The sequence below is a fragment of the Bacillus sp. LJBS06 genome, assembly GCF_016924995.1.
In the GTDB taxonomy this organism is placed as follows: Bacteria; Bacillota; Bacilli; order Bacillales; family Bacillaceae; genus Bacillus; species Bacillus stercoris.
Genome location: NZ_CP070483.1, coordinates 2,470,091 through 2,485,199, shown reverse-complemented (window position 1 = coordinate 2,485,199; position 15,109 = coordinate 2,470,091). Strand labels below are relative to the sequence as shown.

Here is a 15,109-nt window from a genome sequence, read left to right as displayed (position 1 = left end):
CTTCGCGTGTTTTCTTAAAATGGTAATAAACGATCAGATGGAGGGGGAGGGAATGAGATGTATATTGACGGTGTGTTTTCCGGCGGAGGAGTAAAAGGCATTGCGCTTGCAGGTGCTTATGAAGCGCTTGAGGAAAAAGGCTTCCGCTTTAAAAGGGTTGCGGGTACAAGCGCGGGCGCCATTATTGCCGCTTTTATTGCGTCAGGTTACACCAGTAAGGAAATCCACGCTTTAATTGAAGAAGTGGACGGAGAGAAATTGCTGGATCAGAGGTACTCTTTTCTCCCCTTAAAAATGCTCCAGTGGGTGTCCATATACTGGCGTCTTGGATTATACAAAGGCGATACGATAGAAAAATGGATTGCTGATCTGTTAAGAGCGAAAGGCATAAGGGTTTTCGGCGATTTGCAGAAAGGGTCTCTGCGCCTTATTGCTTCTGATCTGACAAACGGCACCATGATTGTTTTGCCGGACGATTTGCCCCGTTACGGGTTAAATCCCGATATGTTCCCGGTTGCCAGAGCGGTCAGAATGAGCTGCAGCATTCCGTATTTTTTTGAACCGATAAAATTAAAAACGGACACAGGCACCGCCACGGTTGTTGACGGTGGTGTGTTAAGCAATTTCCCCATCTGGCTGTTTTCAAAGGAAAGAAAGCGGCCTGTGATCGGTGTGACGCTTGCGCCGCGTGAAAGGGAACGTCCGAAAAAAAATATCCGCAACGCCTTCGAACTGTTCGGCGCCCTGTTTGAAACGATGAAGGATGCCCATGACGCAAGACACATAGCATCACGCTATGAACAAAATATTATTTTTCTCCCTGTTGATGACGTAATGGCGACTGATTTTCATTTAACGCAACAAAAAAAACTAGCCCTGATTGAGCTAGGCAAAAGACGGACAGAGCTGTTTTTAAAGCAGTGGACCTATTAAAAAAGCGCTCTGTTTTTCTTTTTATTTTTTTTCCCTTCTATAACAGTCAGCTGAGTCTGGCTTTTTTTCTTGAGAATCATCGGCTTAGGCTTGCTGGCGCTCGGAACGCTTCGCAGGTGGCTGACACGTCCCTTATGTCCGGCGCGGTGTTTTGCTTTTTGTTCTTTCATCCGGCGCCGCGATTGTTTCGCCGCTTTTTTAAAGGCTGCTCCTTCGCTGCCCGCATTTCGATTCATTACATATTTCACAATAAAATAAATAATGATACCTGCCACGATGACGGTAACCGCCATTTTTGCCATTTCCCCGGGATTGGTTACCAGCACATAGAGGAAACCGAACGCTCCCAGCGCAATTAATACAGCAACAATAGGTTGTACACGATGATTCATAACTGTCCACCTCCGAAAGTAGTAGCAGGGCAACGGATTTTAGATGACGTTGTGAGAAGGCTTCTGATTTTGCTCAGACAATTCTTCGAGTCTGAGAAGTTCGTTAAAGCTTTCAATGGCAACTTCAACCTGGTCATCCTTAGGTTCCTTCGTAGTTAGCAGCTGAAGCCAAAGTCCCGGGTACCCTAGTAATTTCAGACCGCGAATATCACGCACTTTGTTTGTCAGCTGCAGAACTTCAAAGGATATACCAAGTACGACCGGTATCAGTGCGACACGATCTATCACACGCAGCCAAAGCGGATCTGTCGGAACGAGTAAATAAACAAACATGCCGACAATAATCGTAAATAAAATAAAGCTTGATCCGCAGCGGTAATGAAGCCGAGATTGGTTTTGGACATTCTCCACAGTAATTGGCAAATTCTGTTCATAACAGTTTATGACTTTATGTTCGGCTCCATGATATTGAAACACTCTTTTAATGAGCGGTGTCATGGACAAAAAATAGATGTAACCGAGCAGCAAAATCAACTTAAACAGGCTTTCAACCGCGATTTGAGCTATGTCCGATGAAAAAATCGGCCTTGTCAGTTCAGCTAAGAAAACCGGAACCAATGTAAATACGAATTTACTGAACAAAAATGAAAGGACGCCGATAACCGCGAGGCTGAGATACATAGACAGTCCAGACGATTTTTTTTCTTCCTGCTCAAGTGTCTCGTCTTCAGATGGATCGAGCCCGTAACGTTCGCTTGAAAAATTCAAATGCTTTGTGCCGTTTGCACTCGCTTCGATAATGGCCGCGATCCCCCGTAAAAACGGTATCTTTTTTACGATGTTCAGTTTCGGGTTGTGTTTGCGGGGAAGCTTAAAAAAGTTCATGCTTCCATCCGTTCTTCTGATGGCTGTAACGTAATGATGCTTTCCGCCAAACATAACGCCTTCCACAACAGCCTGCCCGCCGTAAACGGGCGGAATTTTATGTTTTGACATATTATCAACCTGCCTATTTCTTTAGGATTGCTAACCATTTCCTTTCACTCTATTGTACAGGAAACAGCGCTAAACCTCTAGATTGACAGGCTGAAAAATTGCCATAGCCTTGCTTTTTCTACATGCATTATACCCGTTATTTTCAAATTTTACTCGCAGCTGTCAAAAAGTGTGAGCTTTTTTATTGACATTTCATTTTTTGGGCACACTTTAACTGGAGGTGCCATGATGACAAGCGAAAAAGATACAGAACAAAATGAAGAATTGAATGAGAAGCAAGGGCCGCCTGTTTCGATGGCCGGCAGGGTGGCAGCAACAGGTTTTTGCGGAGGCGTATTATGGAGTTTCGTTGCTTATATCGCATATTTGTTTCATTTTTCTGAAATCAGTCCGAATATGATTTTGCAGCCGTTTGTGCTCGGAGAGTGGAAAAAACATGGACTAGGAACGGTGATCAGCATCATTTTGATTGGAGTGATTTCAATTGGCGCAGCGTTTCTTTATTTTCTTCTATTGAAACGTTTAAAAACAATGTGGCCGGGTATTTTATACGGCTTGGTGCTTTGGCTGCTCGTGTTTTTTGTTTTTAATCCGATTTTTCCAGATGTGCGCACGGTGAACGAACTGACATCAGATACCATTATTACGACGATTTGCATTTATTTGCTTTACGGGCTGTTTGTCGGGTATTCCATTTCATTTGAATACAATGAGCTGAATTCGGAAAAGCTGGCACGTGCGCTGGGAATGCATAGAGAATAGTGTATAAACCTTTTCCAGTATGATAAAATGTTCACGAGAAGTGAACATTTTTTGCATGAGAAACCCTCGCGAAAAGGAGAGATTATGTGCCTCATTTTTTGATTTTGAACGGACCGAATGTCAATCGGCTTGGGAAGCGTGAGCCTGAAGTATTCGGCCGCCAGACGCTGACCGATATTGAAACAGATTTATTTCAATTTGCTGAAGCCTTACATATCCAGCTCACTTTCTTCCAGTCTAATCACGAAGGTGATTTGATCGATGCGATACATGAGGCTGAGGAGCAATACAGCGGGATTGTTCTGAACCCCGGCGCCCTGAGCCATTACAGCTATGCGATCAGGGATGCTGTTTCAAGCATCAGTCTTCCTGTGGTTGAGGTGCATTTATCAAACTTATACGCCAGGGAAGAATTCAGGCATCAGTCGGTTATCGCTCCGGTTGCGAAAGGGCAGATTGTCGGTCTTGGAGCTGAAGGCTACAAGCTTGCTGTTCGCTACTTATTAAGCCAGCAAGGGGGAGAATAAGGATGAAGCTAGAGAAATTAAGAAACCTTTTTGAACAGCTGGGAATTGACGGCATGCTGATTACAAGCAGTACGAATGTACGCTATATGACAGGGTTTACAGGTTCTGCGGGTTTGGCTGTTATATCGGGTGACAAAGCAGCATTTATTACGGATTTTCGTTATACAGAGCAGGCAAAGGTTCAGGTAAAAGGTTTTGAGATCATTGAACATGGCGGCAGCCTGATTCAGACCACTGCCGACACTGTGGAATCGTTCGGCATCAAGCGTCTCGGCTTTGAACAGAACAGCATGACATATGGCACTTACGCTTCATACAGCGCCGTTATCAGTGAGGCCGAATTAGTGCCTGTGGCTGAATCCGTGGAAAAGTTGCGCTTGATTAAGTCTAGTGAAGAGATTAAGATATTAGAGGAAGCTGCGAAGATTGCAGATGATGCCTTCAAACATATCTTGACGTTTATGAAACCCGGCATTTCTGAAATCGCTGTTGCCAATGAGCTGGAATTTTATATGAGAAGCCAGGGAGCTGACAGCTCTTCTTTTGATATGATTGTCGCCTCGGGCCTTCGGTCAAGCCTTCCTCACGGTGTGGCCAGTGACAAACTGATTGAAAGCGGAGACCTTGTTACGCTTGATTTTGGCGCTTATTATAAAGGATATTGTTCTGATATTACCCGTACGGTCGCTGTGGGTCAGCCCAGTGATCAATTGAAGGAGATCTATCAGGTTGTATTTGATGCTCAGGCGCTCGGCGTCGCACATATTAAGCCGGGAATGACAGGAAAAGAGGCTGACGCCCTCACAAGGGATCACATTGCGGCAAAAGGCTACGGTGAATATTTCGGTCATTCAACCGGGCACGGGCTCGGCATGGAAGTTCATGAATCGCCGGGATTATCCGTCAGATCTTCAGCTATCCTTGAACCGGGCATGGTGGTCACAGTGGAGCCGGGCATTTACATACCAGAAACAGGCGGTGTCCGTATTGAAGATGACATCGTGATTACAGAAAACGGCAACCGGACAATCACCCATTCCCCAAAAGAACTTATTATTTTGTGATTGTAATATAGGAGGACATTAAACATGATTTCAGTTAACGATTTCCGTACAGGATTAACAATCGAAGTAGATGGCGGCATTTGGCGCGTCGTTGACTTCCAGCACGTAAAACCTGGAAAAGGTGCGGCATTTGTCCGCTCTAAACTTCGCAACCTTCGCACTGGCGCCATTCAGGAAAAAACCTTCCGCGCTGGTGAAAAAGTAGCGAAAGCGCAAATCGAAACAAAAACAATGCAATATCTATATGCAAACGGTGATCAGCACGTATTTATGGATACTTCTTCTTATGAGCAGCTTGAACTGAGCGCAACTCAAATCGAAGAAGAATTAAAATACCTGCTTGAAAACATGTCTGTGCATATCATGATGTACCAGGATGAAACACTTGGTATCGAACTTCCAAACACAGTTGAGCTGAAAGTTGTTGAAACTGAACCTGGTATTAAAGGTGATACAGCATCAGGCGGTACAAAACCTGCGAAAACTGAAACCGGGCTTGTTGTAAACGTGCCGTTCTTTGTGAATGAAGGCGACACACTTGTTGTCAATACATCAGACGGTTCTTACGTTTCAAGAGCATAGAAAGAAAAAAAGAAGTCTGTTCCCAAATTGGGAGCAGGCTTTTTTTGTGCCCAAAAACAGAATCTTTCTTTTATACGAAAATGACAAGACTACTTCAGCAAGCTAGAGCATATCATATAAAAAAACAGGAGGTTGGGAGAGTGCTATGAAATTTTTTCTTGGAAATATCAATTCTACTGTTTTAACAATGGCGGGATTACGAGTTTTATCCTCTATGATTGAGCTGACTGCAGCCATTATCATGCTTGTGACAAACGATGTCCGGAAGGCGGTTGTGGTTAACAGCATTCTTGCAATTGTAGGGCCGTTGATTTTTATCATTACGATGACAGTCGGAATCTACCAAATTGCCGGGCAGCTTTCGTATGCAAAGCTGATTCTGATTTTCACGGGTGTTGTTTTGATTTTGGCGGGTGTTCATAAATAAGGAGAGGCTTGTCATAAAGTCTGCCTCACATCATACATTTTAAAGAAGCCAATCGGTAGAAAGGAGGAGGCTCTGTTGAATGAAATCGCTGAGGTTCTCCCTGAATCCATGAAAAACGCCCTTTCTGAAATACCGGAACAACAATGGCTGGAAATCGAAGAAGTCAGAATCCGGGTCAACCGCCCTATTGAATTGATTCGAAAAGGACAACCTGTTTTTTTATCCTATGCGGGTACGGCCGAGGATGCCCATCTGATCCTGAGCCGGCTCAGCAACTATAGCATGTATACACTTGAAGAAGAGCTGAAGAAAGGGTATGTCACGATCAGAGGCGGTCACAGAGTCGGACTGGCAGGCAGAGTCATTACGGAAAACGGAGGTGTGAAAGGACTCCGTGACATCGCATCTTTTAATATACGAATTGCCAGGCAAAAGCTGGGGATTGCGGAGCCGCTGCTTCCGTACTTATATCAAACCAGCTGGCTGAATACGCTGATTATCGGACCGCCCCAAACCGGCAAAACAACACTTCTTCGGGACCTTGCGAGGCTCTCGAGCACCGGCAAAAACCGCATGCTGCCCGTAAAGACAGGCATCGTCGATGAACGGTCAGAAATTGCCGGATGTCTGCGCGGCATTCCGCAGCATCAATTTGGACAGAGAATTGACGTATTAGACGCCTGTCCAAAGGCTGAGGGGCTGATGATGATGATTCGATCCATGAGTCCTGAGGTGATGATTGTCGATGAAATCGGGCGTATGGAGGATACAGATGCGCTTCTGGAGGCGTTGCATGCAGGTGTTTCAGTAATCGTATCGGCGCATGGCTGGAGCATATCCGATCTCATGAAGCGGCCTTCATTGAAGCGTTTGTGGGAAGAAAGAGCCTTTGACCGCTATTTGGAATTATCAAGAGCAAAAGGGCCGGGCACAGTGAGCCGCATTTATGACAAAGACGGACATGTGCTGTCTAGGACGACGGACGTGAAAACATGCTGAAGCTGCTGGGCGCAGTATTCATTGTGGTAGCGACAACATGGACAGGTTTTGAGATGGCGAAGATTTATACAGAACGGCCGCGGCAAATCCGCCAGCTGCGTGCGGCGCTTCAATCCCTCGAGGCTGAAATCATGTACGGCCATACACCGCTTCATACCGCTTCACAGCAGATTGCCAAGCAGCTCGCACAGCCTGTTTCAGCTCTTTTTTCCGCATTCAGTGATCAGCTGGAAAAGGGAAGCGATTCCGCGAAAACGGCGTGGGAGCAAAGCTTAAAAAAGGTATGGGACACCATGTCTTTGAAAAAAAGCGAATACGAGGTGCTAAAGCAGTTTGGCGAGACGCTCGGGATTCATGATCGAATCTCACAGCAAAAGCACATCAAGCTGGCGCTGACACATTTGGAAGCCTCAGAAGCGGATGCTGAGCAGGCGCAAGCGAAAAACGAAAAGATGATAAAAAGTTTGGGCTTTTTAGCGGGCTTGTTACTCATTCTTCTATTGATGTAAACATGAGGGGAGCAAAAATAAAATGGGAGTAGATGTGAATGTCATATTTCAAATCGCCGGAGTGGGAATCGTGGTCGCTTTTTTACACACGATATTGGATCAGATGGGCAAGAAAGAATACGCTCAGTGGGTGACGCTGTTAGGTTTTATCTATATTTTATTTATGGTGGCCACCATTGTAGATGACCTATTTAAAAAGATAAAAGCTGTGTTTTTATTCCAAGGATAGGGGGGCTTGCAGATTGACATTGTTCAAATTGTAGGTTTAGGGCTGATCGCCACCTTCCTTTCTTTAATAGTAAAAGAACAAAAGCCGACTTTTGCTTTTTTAATCGTCGTTTTTGCCGGATGTGCCATTTTTCTTTATTTAGTAGACCAAATCTACGACATTATACGAATGATAGAAAAAATCGCGATTAATGCAAATGTCAACATGGTCTATGTTGAAACCATTTTAAAGATTATCGGAATCGCCTATATTGCTGAATTCGGGGCACAGCTCACAAAAGATGCCGGTCAAGGAGCCATCGCCTCGAAAATAGAATTGGCGGGGAAAATTTTAATTCTCGTTATGGCTGTGCCTATTTTAACCGTCATTATCGAAACGATTCTCGGACTCATACCTTCTATGTCATAACCGAAAGGAGGCGGTAGATTGAAGCGTTTTCAATGGGTTTTGCTTTTGGCCGTGCTGATCATAGCAGGGCGTGCAGAAATTGTACAAGCAGCCGGTAATGACGAACAAACGGAAGATCATGCTGAAACGGCCGAGCAATTAGCGGAAAGGACAGCAGCCTCGCTTGAAACAGATAAGATCGGAGAATTTTGGAATGATATTATGACAGAATACGGCGGACTGCTGCCGGAAAGCCAAAAAGGCAGCTTAATCGAGTTTATCAACGGCGAGAAATCATTCTCACCGCAAGAATGGCTGAAAGCTCTCTTTTCTTATTTGTTCCATGAAGTGCTAGCCAATGGAAAGCTGCTGGGCACATTGATTTTGCTCACGATTTTTTGCGTCATTCTGCAGCTTCTGCAAAATGCGTTTCAGCAAAGCACTGTCAGTAAGGTTGCATACTCAATTGTGTACATGGTGCTGATTATCCTTGCGCTGAACAGCTTTCATGTGGCAATCAATTATGCAACTGAGGCCATTCAGACGATGACCAGCTTTATCCTGGCACTCATTCCGCTCCTCTTGGCGCTTTTGGCTTCCTCAGGCGGAGCTGTATCTGCTGCCTTCTTTCATCCTGTTATCCTCTTTCTGATGAACACGAGCGGCCTCTTGATTCAAAATATCGTCATGCCGCTGATTTTCTTATCAGCGATTCTGAGCATTGTCAGCACAATGACCGAACAATACAAAGTAACGCAGCTGGCCAACCTGCTCAGAAATATCGCCATCGGAGCACTGGCTGTTTTTCTTACCATCTTTCTCGGCGTCATCTCTGTTCAGGGAGCCTCAGCTGCAGTGACAGACGGCATTACGCTCAGGACGGCTAAATTCATAACCGGAAATTTTATTCCAGTGCTTGGCCGGATGTTTACAGACGCAACAGATACAGTAATCAGCGCCTCCTTACTGCTGAAAAATACGGTAGGGATTCTGGGTGTCGCTATTTTGATCTGTATCGCGGCATTTCCGGCAATCAAAGTGCTTTCCCTCGCTTTTATTTATAAGCTGGCAGCCGCGATTCTTCAGCCGCTTGGAGGCGGGCCCGTCATCACCTGCCTCGACGTCATCAGCAAAAGCGTCATCTATATTTTTGCAGCTCTCGCCATTGTGTCCCTCATGTTTTTTTTAAGCCTTACTGTCATAATCACAGCCGGGAACCTCACAATGATGATGAAATAAAGGAGGCAGGCGAATGAGTTTTTTAACAGAATGGCTTACCACCATCGTGTTGTTTATCCTATTTGCAATTGTGATTGATATGCTGCTGCCAAGCTCCAGCATGCAAAAGTACGCAAAAATGGTAGTCAGCCTGCTCTTGATTGTCGTCATGCTTACGCCAATTTTTAAACTTTTCAAGACAGACCCCGAAGTCATCTTTGAATACCTCACAAAAAACGAGCAATCAGAGTCTGCCGACATAAAAAATCAAATCAATTCAAAAAAAATAGAAATACAAGCTTCCCAGCGCGCATATATTCTAGAAGAAATGGCTGTCCAACTAAAAAAGAAAGCGGAGGAGAGATTCAGTCATGATGAATATAAAGTAGGCAGCATCAAACTCACGGCAGGAGAAAAGGTAGATTCAGAAGAGGATATTAAAACAATCAGCGTGTATATGGCCCCGTCTTCTGAAAAAACGGTCCAAACGGTCGCGCCGGTCCACATTGATACAGATCATGCATACGTAACGAAAGAAGCAGCCGAACAAAAAGAAGCCAAACAGATCCAAACGCAGCTCGCGGACATTTGGGAAATCGGAAGTAAGAAAATTACGGTTCATATGGAAGGCGGGGAGAGTGTCGGCAATGAATAAAAACGGATTATGGAATGTATTGAAAAAGCAGTTTCTTCCGGGGCAAACGAAGGACGGCGAAAAGCCGAAGCTGACCAAATATCATTACTTTCTGTTCGTTTTTGTTCTCGGAGTTTCCTTTATGCTTGTCAGCCAGTTGTTTTCTTCACCTGAGAAAACAGAAAACGCCAAAACGATAACGGCCGTATCCTCACAAAATTCTGGAGGCAGCAAAGAGAAAACAGCTGAAGTGTTTAAAGCCTCAAAATCTGATGAGCCTAAAAACTCGATCGATGATTATGAAAAAGAATACGAAAATCAGCTGAAAGAAATTCTTGAAACAATCATTGGAGTGGATGATGTCTCGGTTGTCGTGAATGTTGATGCAACGTCCCTGAAAGTATATGAAAAAAACAAATCAAATAAAAATACGACCACTGAAGAAACAGACAAAGAAGGCGGAACAAGAAGTGTTACAGACCAGACATCGGAGGAAGAAATCGTCATGATCAAAAACGGCGATAAAGAAACACCAGTCGTCGTCCAAACGAAAAAACCTGATATACGGGGTGTACTCGTTGTTGCTCAAGGAGTGGACAACGTTCAAATAAAACAAACCATTATTGAAGCGGTGACACGGGTCCTGGATGTTCCAAGCCACCGGGTTGCGGTTGCCCCTAAAAAAATAAAGGAGGATTCATAAATGCTTAAAAAACAAACCGTTTGGCTATTAACAATGCTCAGTCTTGTCGTGGTGTTAAGCGTCTACTATATCATGTCGCCGGAAAGCAAAAACGCCGTGCAAATGCAAAGTGAAAAAAGCGCGTCTGACAGTGGAGAGGTCGCAACTGAAAAAGCGCCTGCCAAGCAAGACACGAAGGAAAAAAGCGGTACAGAAACTGAAAAAGGAAAAGAAGATGGAACAAAGGGAACGAAAGATTCATCAGCAGACAAGGAAACATCCGCTGAAGCCAGTGAAAAAGGAACTGTTGTTACGGAAACAGCCGATGATGATCTATTTACGACGTACCGTCTTGATTTAGAAGATGCCAGAAGCAAAGAAAGAGAAGAGCTGAATGCCATTGTGTCAAGCGATGATGCAACAGCCAAGGAGAAAAGCGAAGCATACGATAAAATGACGGCTCTCAGTGAAGTGGAAGGAACAGAAAAACAGCTGGAAACGCTGATTAAAACACAAGGTTACGAGGATGCGCTCGTCAATGCTGAAGGAGATAAAATCAATATTACAGTCAAATCAGACAAACACTCCAAATCGAAGGCGACAGCCATTATCGACCTTGTTGCAAAAGAAATCAAAACAATGAAAGATGTCGCTGTCACATTTGAACCCTCTAAATAAGAATGAGGAGAAAAAAGCCCGCTAAACAAGCGGGCTTTTTGCGTTGCTATCATATTAGAGTTGAATTCAAAAGTCCGCTCCTGTAAGATGAACATAGTATGTACTTTTAGTAGTAACCTATAAAAAAAGAAATTTCATACATAGGAGTGCGATTGAATGTTAAATATCAAAGAAATCCACGAGCTGATTAAAGCAATTGACGAGTCTACAATTGACGAATTCGTATATGAAAATGAAGGTGTATCCTTAAAACTGAAAAAACACGAAGCAGGCACTGTTCAAGTCATGCAGCAGGCGCCGGCAGCACCTGTACAGGCACAGGCTCCGCAGGCAGTTCAGCCGCAAGCGCAGCAAGCAGCGTCTGCACCTGCCCAAGAAGCACCAAAGCAAGATGAGAATCTACATAAAATCACTTCACCAATGGTAGGAACATTTTATGCATCTTCATCACCGGAAGCTGGCCCGTATGTAACAGCCGGTTCAAAAGTGAATGAAAACACAGTTGTCTGCATTGTAGAAGCGATGAAGCTTTTCAACGAAATCGAAGCAGAAGTGAAAGGCGAAATCGTTGAAGTATTAGTAGAAAACGGCCAGCTGGTCGAATACGGACAACCTCTATTTCTTGTAAAAGCAGAGTAAGGAGACTGAACATGATTAAAAAGCTATTGATCGCCAACAGAGGAGAAATTGCTGTCAGAATCATCAGAGCCTGCAGAGAGCTCGGTATTGAGACTGTCGCTGTTTATTCAGAAGCTGATAAAGATGCCCTTCATGTTCAAATGGCCGATGAAGCTTTTTGTATCGGGCCAAAAGCATCAAAAGACAGCTATTTAAACGTTACAAATATTGTGAGTGTTGCAAAGCTGACTGGCACGGACGCTATTCATCCGGGATATGGATTTTTAGCTGAAAATGCTGATTTCGCTGAATTATGTGAAGAAGTGAATGTCACGTTTGTCGGCCCGAGCGCTGACGCCATTTCAAAAATGGGAACAAAAGACGTTGCGCGGGAAACGATGAAACAGGCCGGCGTGCCAATCGTACCGGGTTCACAGGGAATTATAGAAAATGTGGAAGAAGCGGTTTCGCTTGCTAATGAAATTGGGTATCCTGTAATTATAAAAGCCACCGCAGGCGGAGGCGGAAAAGGAATCAGAGTTGCCCGCACTGAAGAGGAACTGATTAATGGCATTAAGATTACACAGCAGGAAGCTGCAACAGCATTCGGAAATCCAGGCGTATACATCGAAAAATACATAGAAGATTTTCGCCATGTTGAAATCCAAGTGCTTGCCGATAACTACGGAAACACCATCCATTTGGGAGAACGCGACTGCTCGATCCAAAGACGCCTGCAAAAGCTTTTGGAAGAATCACCATCTCCAGCCCTTGATTCAGAAATCAGGGAGCAGATGGGAGATGCAGCAGTAAAGGCTGCAAAAGCGGTTGGCTACACAGGTGCTGGAACAGTTGAATTTATCTATGACTACAATGAACAGCGCTATTACTTCATGGAAATGAACACGAGAATCCAGGTAGAGCACCCAGTCACAGAAATGGTGACGGGAACGGACCTGATTAAGGAACAAATCAAGGTGGCATCAGGAATGGAACTGGACCTTAAGCAAGAAGATGTTGAATTTGAAGGCTGGTCCATCGAATGCCGAATCAACGCAGAAAACCCAAGTAAAAATTTCATGCCGTCACCTGGTGAAATTAAAATGTACCTGCCTCCTGGCGGTCTTGGTGTCCGCGTCGATTCAGCTGCGTACCCGGGCTATTCCATCCCGCCGTACTATGACAGCATGATTGCAAAGGTAATCACATACGGAAAAACGAGGGATGAAGCAATTGCCCGCATGAAACGCGCATTGAGCGAATTCGTCATCGAAGGCATTGAGACAACAATCCCGTTCCATTTAAAACTGCTTGAACACGAAACATTTGTGAGCGGAGAGTTTAATACGAAATTTTTAGAAACATATGATGTAATGGGCTCATAATTTTTACGGAGGTGAATTGAATGAAAGACAACAGCTTGCTTAAAATGGATCAAGAAGATACGCATTTAGGTAAGGTTGAGATTGCACCGGAGGTCATTGAGGTCATTGCCGGCATTGCAGCATCAGAAGTTGATGGGGTTGCCGAAATGCGCGGAAACTTTGCGACAGGCGTCGTCGAGCGCTTTGGCAAAGTGAATCATGGCAAAGGCGTCAAAGTCGACCTGGCGGATGCCGGAATTACGATCGATGTATACTGTGTCGTTACATTTGGCGTTTCGATTCCGAAAGTTGCAGCGTCCGTTCAGGAAAACATTCGTCAAACCTTATTAAATATGACGTCTCTTTCGATTAACGAGATTAATATTCACATCGTCGGCATTCAATTTGACACAAAAGCCCAGGAAGTCCAAATCGACGAAGAAATGTAAATGGCTTAACACGAAACCAAGGGGAGGGCGGCCCTTTGGTTTTTTTACACGTTACCCTTTATTTCAAAGCATGAAGAAAGCCGGCTCAAAAGCCGAGTTTCTTCATGAACGTGAAATCCGAATGATCATATTAAGGTTTATGAAAATATTCGGTAATAGGGTGAAAAAACCTTGATTTCAATATGCGGATACGAAAAAAATATGTTATGATCTCTTTGTGGCTTAACGACAAGCGGATAAAGAGGATCAAAGGAGAAAGAAAATGAAAAGAAGAACAGCAAGAGAAAAAGCTTTGCAGGCACTATTTCAAATTGATGTCAGCGATATTGCAGTGAATGAAGCCATAGAACACGCACTGGATGAAGAAAAAACAGATCCTTTCTTTGAACAGCTTGTATACGGGGTATTGGAACACCAAGACCAGCTAGATGAAATGATCTCCAAGCATCTGGTGAATTGGAAGCTCGATCGGATAGCCAATGTTGACCGTGCGATTTTGCGCCTGGCAGCATATGAAATGGCATATGCCGAAGACATTCCGGTGAATGTCTCCATGAACGAAGCGATTGAGCTGGCAAAACGGTTTGGTGATGACAAAGCGACAAAGTTTGTAAATGGGGTTCTTTCTAACATTAAATCTGATATTGAACAATCATAGGAGGAAAGAAAATGACTGCAACAATCATCGACGGAAAAGAAACGGCTAGAGAAAAACGCGAACAATTGGCAAAAGAGGTAGAAGAGCTTAAAAAGCAAGGTGTCACTCCTGGACTGGCGGTTATTTTGATTGGAGATGATCCTGCTTCTCACTCTTACGTGCGAGGAAAGAAAAAAGCGGCTGAAACAATGGGAATGAATTTCAAGCTCGATCAATTTGACAGCAGCCTCACCGAAGCTGAACTGCTTTCCATTATTGATCAATATAACCAAGACCCTGAGTTTCACGGCATTCTCGTTCAGCTTCCGCTTCCAGATCATATTTCTGAAAAAGCGGTGATCGAACGTATCTCTCCTGATAAAGATGTAGACGGGTTTCATCCGTTAAACGTAGGGAAAATGCTGCTTGGTGAAGATACGTTTCTCCCTTGCACGCCTCATGGAATTGTTGAGCTTTTGAAGAAAACCAATATCGACCTTTCCGGTAAAGAGGTTGTTGTAGTCGGCCGAAGCAACATTGTCGGCAAACCTGTCGGCCAGCTTTTATTAAATGAAAACGCGACGGTTACTTACTGTCATTCAAGAACAGAAAATATTACTGAGCATACGAAAAAAGCGGACATCCTGGTGGTGGCAGTGGGAAGAGCCAACTTCATCAGTGCAGACCAGATCAAAGAGGGCGCTGTTGTCATTGACGTCGGCGTTAATCGTCTGGAAAGCGGAAAGCTTTGCGGAGACGTTGAATTTGAAGGGGCAAAGGAAAAAGCATCCTTCATCACGCCGGTTCCAGGCGGAGTAGGTCCGATGACCATCACGATGCTTGCGCATAATACTGTTAAATCTGCGAAACGTACGTTATCATAGATAATTGGAGATATTCACAGGCGGGGCGTATTGCCCGCCTTGAATATGAGCACGATACCCGCTTCTTCAGGCTCCTAAAGCCAGGGCGGGTTTTTCTTTAGTTATGGTGCAGGAATGCTTAGGAGAGGAGTTTTTAGA

The 15,109-nt window shown here is 44.4% G+C and carries 21 protein-coding genes; 19 read left to right on the top strand and 2 right to left on the bottom strand.

Annotation, left to right across the window (positions count from 1 at the left end; translation table 11 throughout):
* Nucleotides 1-57: 57 nt before the first annotated feature.
* The gene (locus tag JQX68_RS12560; protein WP_014664577.1) at nucleotides 58-933 is read left to right on the top strand and encodes a patatin-like phospholipase family protein; all 876 of its coding nucleotides are present in this window, start codon (nucleotides 58-60) and stop codon (nucleotides 931-933) included.
* On the opposite strand, the gene JQX68_RS12555 is transcribed toward JQX68_RS12560, so the two are convergent.
* Nucleotides 930-1,325 carry an SA1362 family protein gene (locus JQX68_RS12555; protein ID WP_014664576.1) on the bottom strand — a complete coding sequence of 132 codons (396 nt, stop codon included), beginning with the start codon at nucleotides 1,323-1,325 and terminating at the stop codon, nucleotides 930-932. The genes JQX68_RS12560 and JQX68_RS12555 overlap by 4 nt on opposite strands.
* Nucleotides 1,326-1,364: 39 nt before the next feature.
* Complete coding sequence (locus JQX68_RS12550; protein WP_040082656.1) at nucleotides 1,365-2,321, bottom strand: DUF1385 domain-containing protein; 957 nt, start codon at nucleotides 2,319-2,321, stop codon at nucleotides 1,365-1,367.
* 225 nt (nucleotides 2,322-2,546) lie between these two features.
* Between JQX68_RS12550 and JQX68_RS12545 the strand changes: the two genes are divergently transcribed.
* From JQX68_RS12545 to folD, 18 genes are all read left to right on the top strand, one after another.
* A complete protein-coding gene (locus JQX68_RS12545; RefSeq protein WP_014664574.1) occupies nucleotides 2,547-3,083 on the top strand; it encodes a YqhR family membrane protein in 537 nt (178 codons plus the stop codon).
* An 86-nt stretch (nucleotides 3,084-3,169) separates the two neighbouring features.
* Complete coding sequence (gene aroQ, locus JQX68_RS12540) at nucleotides 3,170-3,610, top strand: type II 3-dehydroquinate dehydratase (protein ID WP_014664573.1); 441 nt, start codon at nucleotides 3,170-3,172, stop codon at nucleotides 3,608-3,610.
* 2 nt (nucleotides 3,611-3,612) lie between these two features.
* Complete coding sequence (papA, locus tag JQX68_RS12535; RefSeq protein ID WP_014664572.1) at nucleotides 3,613-4,674, top strand: aminopeptidase PapA; 1,062 nt, start codon at nucleotides 3,613-3,615, stop codon at nucleotides 4,672-4,674.
* A gap of 24 nt (nucleotides 4,675-4,698) precedes the next feature.
* Complete coding sequence (gene efp, locus JQX68_RS12530; protein ID WP_003226377.1) at nucleotides 4,699-5,256, top strand: elongation factor P; 558 nt, start codon at nucleotides 4,699-4,701, stop codon at nucleotides 5,254-5,256.
* Nucleotides 5,257-5,401: 145 nt separating this feature from the next.
* A complete protein-coding gene (locus tag JQX68_RS12525; RefSeq protein ID WP_014664571.1) occupies nucleotides 5,402-5,683 on the top strand; it encodes a YqhV family protein in 282 nt (93 codons plus the stop codon).
* Between the two features lie 75 nt (nucleotides 5,684-5,758).
* Nucleotides 5,759-6,682, top strand: a complete 924-nt coding sequence (gene spoIIIAA / locus JQX68_RS12520; RefSeq protein WP_147772227.1) for a stage III sporulation protein AA — start codon at nucleotides 5,759-5,761, stop codon at nucleotides 6,680-6,682.
* Nucleotides 6,676-7,191 (top strand): stage III sporulation protein SpoIIIAB, encoded by a 516-nt coding sequence (spoIIIAB, locus tag JQX68_RS12515; protein WP_071578607.1) that lies wholly within the window; start codon nucleotides 6,676-6,678, stop codon nucleotides 7,189-7,191. Before spoIIIAA ends, spoIIIAB begins: the two co-directional genes overlap by 7 nt.
* 22 nt (nucleotides 7,192-7,213) lie before the next feature.
* Nucleotides 7,214-7,420 (top strand): stage III sporulation protein AC, encoded by a 207-nt coding sequence (spoIIIAC, locus tag JQX68_RS12510; RefSeq protein ID WP_003153142.1) that lies wholly within the window; start codon nucleotides 7,214-7,216, stop codon nucleotides 7,418-7,420.
* 6 nt (nucleotides 7,421-7,426) lie between these two features.
* Nucleotides 7,427-7,828, top strand: a complete 402-nt coding sequence (spoIIIAD, locus tag JQX68_RS12505) for a stage III sporulation protein AD (RefSeq protein WP_003230228.1) — start codon at nucleotides 7,427-7,429, stop codon at nucleotides 7,826-7,828.
* Between the two features lie 18 nt (nucleotides 7,829-7,846).
* Nucleotides 7,847-9,046, top strand: coding sequence for a stage III sporulation protein AE (spoIIIAE, locus tag JQX68_RS12500; RefSeq protein ID WP_014664567.1), 1,200 nt, complete (start codon nucleotides 7,847-7,849; stop codon nucleotides 9,044-9,046).
* A 13-nt stretch (nucleotides 9,047-9,059) separates the two neighbouring features.
* The gene (gene spoIIIAF, locus JQX68_RS12495; protein ID WP_040082662.1) at nucleotides 9,060-9,680 is read left to right on the top strand and encodes a stage III sporulation protein AF; all 621 of its coding nucleotides are present in this window, start codon (nucleotides 9,060-9,062) and stop codon (nucleotides 9,678-9,680) included.
* Nucleotides 9,673-10,362, top strand: coding sequence for a stage III sporulation protein AG (spoIIIAG, locus tag JQX68_RS12490; RefSeq protein WP_040082663.1), 690 nt, complete (start codon nucleotides 9,673-9,675; stop codon nucleotides 10,360-10,362). Before spoIIIAF ends, spoIIIAG begins: the two co-directional genes overlap by 8 nt.
* Nucleotides 10,363-11,019 (top strand): stage III sporulation ratchet engulfment protein SpoIIIAH, encoded by a 657-nt coding sequence (gene spoIIIAH / locus JQX68_RS12485; RefSeq protein ID WP_003230250.1) that lies wholly within the window; start codon nucleotides 10,363-10,365, stop codon nucleotides 11,017-11,019.
* A gap of 156 nt (nucleotides 11,020-11,175) precedes the next feature.
* Nucleotides 11,176-11,658 carry an acetyl-CoA carboxylase biotin carboxyl carrier protein gene (accB, locus tag JQX68_RS12480; protein WP_014664564.1) on the top strand — a complete coding sequence of 161 codons (483 nt, stop codon included), beginning with the start codon at nucleotides 11,176-11,178 and terminating at the stop codon, nucleotides 11,656-11,658.
* Between the two features lie 11 nt (nucleotides 11,659-11,669).
* The gene (gene accC, locus JQX68_RS12475) at nucleotides 11,670-13,022 is read left to right on the top strand and encodes an acetyl-CoA carboxylase biotin carboxylase subunit (protein ID WP_014664563.1); all 1,353 of its coding nucleotides are present in this window, start codon (nucleotides 11,670-11,672) and stop codon (nucleotides 13,020-13,022) included.
* 20 nt (nucleotides 13,023-13,042) lie between these two features.
* Nucleotides 13,043-13,450, top strand: coding sequence for a fatty acid biosynthesis protein YqhY (gene yqhY / locus JQX68_RS12470; RefSeq protein WP_147772226.1), 408 nt, complete (start codon nucleotides 13,043-13,045; stop codon nucleotides 13,448-13,450).
* Between the two features lie 262 nt (nucleotides 13,451-13,712).
* On the top strand, nucleotides 13,713-14,108 hold the full coding sequence (gene nusB, locus JQX68_RS12465) for a transcription antitermination factor NusB (RefSeq protein ID WP_014664562.1): 396 nt from the start codon (nucleotides 13,713-13,715) through the stop codon (nucleotides 14,106-14,108).
* 11 nt (nucleotides 14,109-14,119) lie between these two features.
* Nucleotides 14,120-14,971: a bifunctional methylenetetrahydrofolate dehydrogenase/methenyltetrahydrofolate cyclohydrolase FolD gene (folD, locus tag JQX68_RS12460; RefSeq protein WP_003226403.1), complete on the top strand. Its 852-nt coding sequence runs from the start codon at nucleotides 14,120-14,122 to the stop codon at nucleotides 14,969-14,971.
* Nucleotides 14,972-15,109: the final 138 nt, after the last annotated feature.

Coding starts and splice junctions, on each gene's coding strand:
- folD (WP_003226403.1), top strand. CDS start 14,120: ATGACTGCAACAATCATCGACGGAAAAGAAACGGCTAGAGAAAAACGC.
- JQX68_RS12545 (WP_014664574.1), top strand. CDS start 2,547: ATGATGACAAGCGAAAAAGATACAGAACAAAATGAAGAATTGAATGAG.
- spoIIIAH (WP_003230250.1), top strand. CDS start 10,363: ATGCTTAAAAAACAAACCGTTTGGCTATTAACAATGCTCAGTCTTGTC.
- papA (WP_014664572.1), top strand. CDS start 3,613: ATGAAGCTAGAGAAATTAAGAAACCTTTTTGAACAGCTGGGAATTGAC.
- JQX68_RS12550 (WP_040082656.1), bottom strand. CDS start 2,321: ATGTCAAAACATAAAATTCCGCCCGTTTACGGCGGGCAGGCTGTTGTG.
- accC (WP_014664563.1), top strand. CDS start 11,670: ATGATTAAAAAGCTATTGATCGCCAACAGAGGAGAAATTGCTGTCAGA.
- accB (WP_014664564.1), top strand. CDS start 11,176: ATGTTAAATATCAAAGAAATCCACGAGCTGATTAAAGCAATTGACGAG.
- yqhY (WP_147772226.1), top strand. CDS start 13,043: ATGAAAGACAACAGCTTGCTTAAAATGGATCAAGAAGATACGCATTTA.
- JQX68_RS12560 (WP_014664577.1), top strand. CDS start 58: ATGTATATTGACGGTGTGTTTTCCGGCGGAGGAGTAAAAGGCATTGCG.
- efp (WP_003226377.1), top strand. CDS start 4,699: ATGATTTCAGTTAACGATTTCCGTACAGGATTAACAATCGAAGTAGAT.
- nusB (WP_014664562.1), top strand. CDS start 13,713: ATGAAAAGAAGAACAGCAAGAGAAAAAGCTTTGCAGGCACTATTTCAA.
- spoIIIAC (WP_003153142.1), top strand. CDS start 7,214: ATGGGAGTAGATGTGAATGTCATATTTCAAATCGCCGGAGTGGGAATC.
- spoIIIAB (WP_071578607.1), top strand. CDS start 6,676: ATGCTGAAGCTGCTGGGCGCAGTATTCATTGTGGTAGCGACAACATGG.
- spoIIIAF (WP_040082662.1), top strand. CDS start 9,060: ATGAGTTTTTTAACAGAATGGCTTACCACCATCGTGTTGTTTATCCTA.
- JQX68_RS12555 (WP_014664576.1), bottom strand. CDS start 1,325: ATGAATCATCGTGTACAACCTATTGTTGCTGTATTAATTGCGCTGGGA.
- JQX68_RS12525 (WP_014664571.1), top strand. CDS start 5,402: ATGAAATTTTTTCTTGGAAATATCAATTCTACTGTTTTAACAATGGCG.
- spoIIIAG (WP_040082663.1), top strand. CDS start 9,673: ATGAATAAAAACGGATTATGGAATGTATTGAAAAAGCAGTTTCTTCCG.